Here is a 4,072-nt window from a genome sequence, read left to right as displayed (position 1 = left end):
CGTGGTCGCGGCGAGGTCGGCCTTGACGACCTGCCAGAACGGCAGCTCACTCATCCGGTTGTCGCGTTCCAGTCGAACGGCTCCATCTCGCGCAGCACCCGGCGGCGCCGGTTGCGCGGCAGGTGGTCGATGTAGAGCACGCCCTTCAGGTGATCGGTCTCGTGCTGCAGGCAGCGGGCGAAGTAGCCGGTGCCCTCGACCTCGACCGGCTCGCCGTCGAGGTCCTGGCCGGTGACCCTGGCCCACTGGGCGCGGCCGGTGGGGAACGACTCGCCGGGCACGGACAGGCAGCCCTCCAGATCCTTGTCCGGGTCGGGCATGGTCTCGGGGCGCTCGGAGGTCTCCAGTACCGGGTTGACGACCACGCCGCGGTGCCGCTTGCCCTCGTCGTCCGGGCAGTCGTAGACGAACAGCCGGAGATCGACTCCGACCTGGTTCGCCGCGAGGCCCACGCCGGGTGCGGCGGCCATGGTTTCGAACATGTCTTCGACGAGTTCGCGCAGGTCGTCGTCGAAGGACTCGACCTTGCGGACCGGCTGGTGGAGCACGGGGTCGCCAACGATCCGGATCGGTAAAACTGCCATGTGGAGAACCCTAACCGGGTGCGTTGTCACGGCGACCATGGCGGTAGCGTGATGTAATGGCACCCGGAAATCACAAACGTGTGATTCCGGTTCGGACCGACCTGGTGGCGAGGAGCCAGATGGACGCCGCGGAGCTGCCGGCAGAGCCAGTTCCAGCCCTGCCAACGACCGGTGAGCTCACCCAGCGGGAACGCGAGATCCTCGCGTTCGAGAAGCAGTGGTGGAAGGCCCCGGGCTCGAAGGAGCAGGCGATCCGCGAGCTGTTCGACATGTCTCCGACGCGGTACTACCAGCTGGTGAACCGGCTGATCGACAAGAGCGCGGCCCTCGAGGTGGATCCGATGCTGGTCAAACGCCTGCGACGGCTGCGGTCCGGCCGTCTGCGCGCACGCTCGGCGCCAAGGCTGGGTGCCGAGCGGCAATGACGACTCCTGACTCCGGGTCGACGCGACCCAGCCGGCTCGCCGGCATCGCCTTACTGGGCCTCGCCGCGGTCGCACTGGTGATCGGCCTGATCACCGCGCTCGGCGGCAACGGCGACGGCCGCGCCGACGGCGGCAGGGACGGGCAGCCCAGCTCCCGCACCACCGAGATCACCGGCCCGCCCTCCAGTACCGCCGGCCGCCCGACCAAACCGACGACCACCAAGCCGACCTCGAACAAGCCGTCGTCGAGCAAACCGCCGACCACCACGACGACGGGCCAGGTCCAGCCCCCGCCGGGCGGCGACGGCAACGGCGAGCCGGCGAAGTCCGTACCGGTGCGGGTGCTGAACAACAGCACGATCAAGGGCCTGGCGAAGCGCGCCGCGGACAACCTGAAGGCCGACGGCTGGAACGTGGTCGACACGGGCAACTACTCGGGCGGCATCATCCCGACGACGACCGTCTACTACCGCCCCGGCACCGAAGAGGAAGCCACGGCCCGCGCCATCGGCGCCCAGTTCGGCATGCGCGTCGAGGCCCGCTTCGAGGGCATCAAGGACGCCAGCCCCGGCGTCATCGTCATCGTCACCAACGACTACGGCAACGGCGGCGGCGACGGCAAGGGCAAGAACGACGGCTGACACCCGCGAGTCCCGCGTTCGAACATAGTGAGTCGCGTTTTCGTGCTGGGTGAGTCGCGTTTTCGTGCCGATCTTGGTGGGTCGGAAACGCAACTCGGTGTGCGTGAACGCGGAACTCGGTCTGCGTGAACGCGGGACTCGGGGTGTTTGAACGCGGGACTCGCGGGTTTAGCGGGACTTGGCGTAGGCCTCCAGGGCCGCGAGCTGGGCGGGGTCCAGGCTGGCGCGGACTGACTCCCGGGCCTTCGCGACGTGGGTGGACGTCACCTCGGTGGCCTCCAGGGACTCGCGCATCGCTGTCAGGGCCGCTTCGCGTACCAGTGCGGCGCAGTCGGCCGCCGAGTAGCCGTCGAGGGAGATCGCCAGGGCGGCCAGGTCCACATCGGACGCGAGCGGGGTGTTCTTCGACGCCGCGCGGAGGATCGCCGTGCGGGCGTCGGCGTCCGGCGGTGGCACGTACACGAGGCGCTCCAACCGGCCCGGGCGCAGCAGCGCCGGGTCGATCAGCTCCGGTCGGTTCGTCGCTCCCAGCACCACCACGTCCCGCATGGGCTCGACACCGTCCAGCTCGGTCAGGAGCGCCGCCACCACCCGGTCCGCCACGCCCGAGTCCGACGACTGGCCGCGCCGGGGCGCCAGTGCGTCCACCTCGTCCAGGAACACCATCGCCGGTGCCGCCTCCGCCGCACGCCGGAACAGCTCCCGCACCGCCCGCTCCGACTCGCCGACCCACTTGTCCATCAGCTCGGCGCCCTTGACCGCGATCACGTTCAGCTGCCCGGTCCCGGCCAGCGCCCGCACCAGGAACGTCTTGCCGCATCCGGGCGGCCCGTACAGCAGCACCCCGCGTGGCGGGTCGACGCCGAGGCGCGCGAACGAGTCCGGGTACCGCAGCGGCCACAGCACGGTCTCGGTCAGCGACTGCTTGACCTCCACCATGTCGCCGACGTCGTCCAGCTTCAGGCCACCCGTCTGCAGGTTGTCCGATGTGGACAGTGAGGTCGGGCGGACCGTGGTCAGCGCGGCCGTCAGGTCGGCGAACGCGATCTTCGGCGCCGCCCGGACCGCCGCGCGCACCGCCGCCTCCCGGCGCAGCGCGACCAGGTCCGCGGCGACGAAACCGGGCGTCCGCCCGGCCAGCGAGCCGAAGTCCACGTCGGACTCGATGGGCACGTCGCGCAGCAGTACGCGCAGCCACTCCGTGCGTGCCTTGGCATCCGGCAGCGGCACCGACACCGAGCGGTCGAACAGGTCCACTCCGCGCACCCGCGGGTCCACCGCCTCGGGATGGGCCGTCGTCGCCAGCAGCGCGAAGCTCGGGTTGCGGACCGCCGCGCGCAGGAGGTCGATCACCACCGTCGCGAGCGGCGGCGGGTTCGTGGCCGGCAGCAACGCGTCCACGTCGGTGATCAGCAGCACCGACGGCGTCTCGGCCACCGCCGACGCCACCGCCGCCGACAGCCGCGACGACGCCGCGCCCGGCTCCAGCGCGGCCAGCGTCGGGGCCGCGACCTCCACCACGGACGCGTCGAGCGAGTGCGCGATCGACCGCACCAGTGTCGCCTTGCCAACGCCCTCCGGGCCGGTCAGCAACACGCCGAGCTGCGCGGACGCACCCAGCGAGGTCAGCAGCTCCGGCCGCCGGAACGCCAGGTCGAACCACTCCGTCAGCCGGGAGACCGCCTCGTTCGCGCCGATGAGGTCGGCGACCGGGGGCGGCGGGGCCGACGGCACCGTCACCGGATCGACGGTCAGGGGTTCGGGGGTGGCCGTCACGACGGACATCCCGCCGGGCCCGGCCAGTGCGGCCGCCGCGGCGGCCTCGCCCGTGCGGGCACCGTCCCGCCAGCCGACCACGGTGGACGGATGGACCGCGACCGAGCCGGCCGGCTCGCTCGCGGTGATCGTCAGCAGCTCGTTCGTCCACGTCATGCCGATCGCGCGGGACAGCTGGCCGCGCACGGCGAACGCGTCGGAGCCGGGCGCCGGGGCCAGGTCCTGCGGCAGCAGCGACACCGAGTCGCCCACGGTCAGGATCTTGCCGATCAGCGCCAGCCGCACGGTCTCCGGAGTCAGCGACGCGGACGCGAGGCGCGAGCCCGCGATGGTCAACGTCCGCGCGGGTGAAACCTCCGCGGGCGACACCACGACCTCGGCGCCCTCGGTCACGCCCACGTTCGACATCGTCAGGTCGTCCAGCAGTGCCACGCCCGGCGGCCCGTCACCCTCGGCAGCCAGCGCGGCGCTCACCCGGGTGCCGATCAGCCGGACCCCCGCCCACGGCTCGAGCCCCAGCGCGTTGAGCACCTCGAGGTGCAACCGCACCACCCCGCGCCGCGCGTCGAGCGCCGATGGGGACAGCCGGACCGTCAGCGTGATCTCTGGCATGAGAACAGACCCTACCGAGTGGAGCTCGCGGACC

At 71.8% G+C, this 4,072-nt stretch carries 4 protein-coding genes; 2 read left to right on the top strand and 2 right to left on the bottom strand.

Going from position 1 to position 4,072, the window contains the following annotated elements; all coding sequences use genetic code 11:
* Positions 1-50 precede the first annotated feature (50 nt).
* Positions 51-584, bottom strand: coding sequence for a peptide deformylase (locus VET29_RS27365; RefSeq protein ID WP_324925566.1), 534 nt, complete (start codon positions 582-584; stop codon positions 51-53).
* A 119-nt stretch (positions 585-703) separates the two neighbouring features.
* Between VET29_RS27365 and VET29_RS27360 the strand changes: the two genes are divergently transcribed.
* Entirely contained in the window at positions 704-1,009 is a 306-nt protein-coding gene (locus VET29_RS27360) for a DUF3263 domain-containing protein (RefSeq protein WP_324925564.1), read from the top strand.
* On the top strand, positions 1,006-1,650 hold the full coding sequence (locus tag VET29_RS27355; RefSeq protein WP_324925562.1) for a LytR C-terminal domain-containing protein: 645 nt from the start codon (positions 1,006-1,008) through the stop codon (positions 1,648-1,650). Before VET29_RS27360 ends, VET29_RS27355 begins: the two co-directional genes overlap by 4 nt.
* 168 nt (positions 1,651-1,818) lie before the next feature.
* Here VET29_RS27355 and VET29_RS27350 read toward each other — a convergent pair whose 3' ends face one another.
* The gene (locus VET29_RS27350) at positions 1,819-4,038 is read right to left on the bottom strand and encodes an AAA family ATPase (RefSeq protein ID WP_324925560.1); all 2,220 of its coding nucleotides are present in this window, start codon (positions 4,036-4,038) and stop codon (positions 1,819-1,821) included.
* Positions 4,039-4,072: the final 34 nt, after the last annotated feature.

Origin of the sequence: Actinophytocola sp. (genome assembly GCF_035634895.1) — a bacterium.
GTDB lineage: Bacteria > Actinomycetota > Actinomycetes > Mycobacteriales > Pseudonocardiaceae > Actinophytocola.
This window is presented reverse-complemented; position numbering and strand designations above follow the sequence as displayed.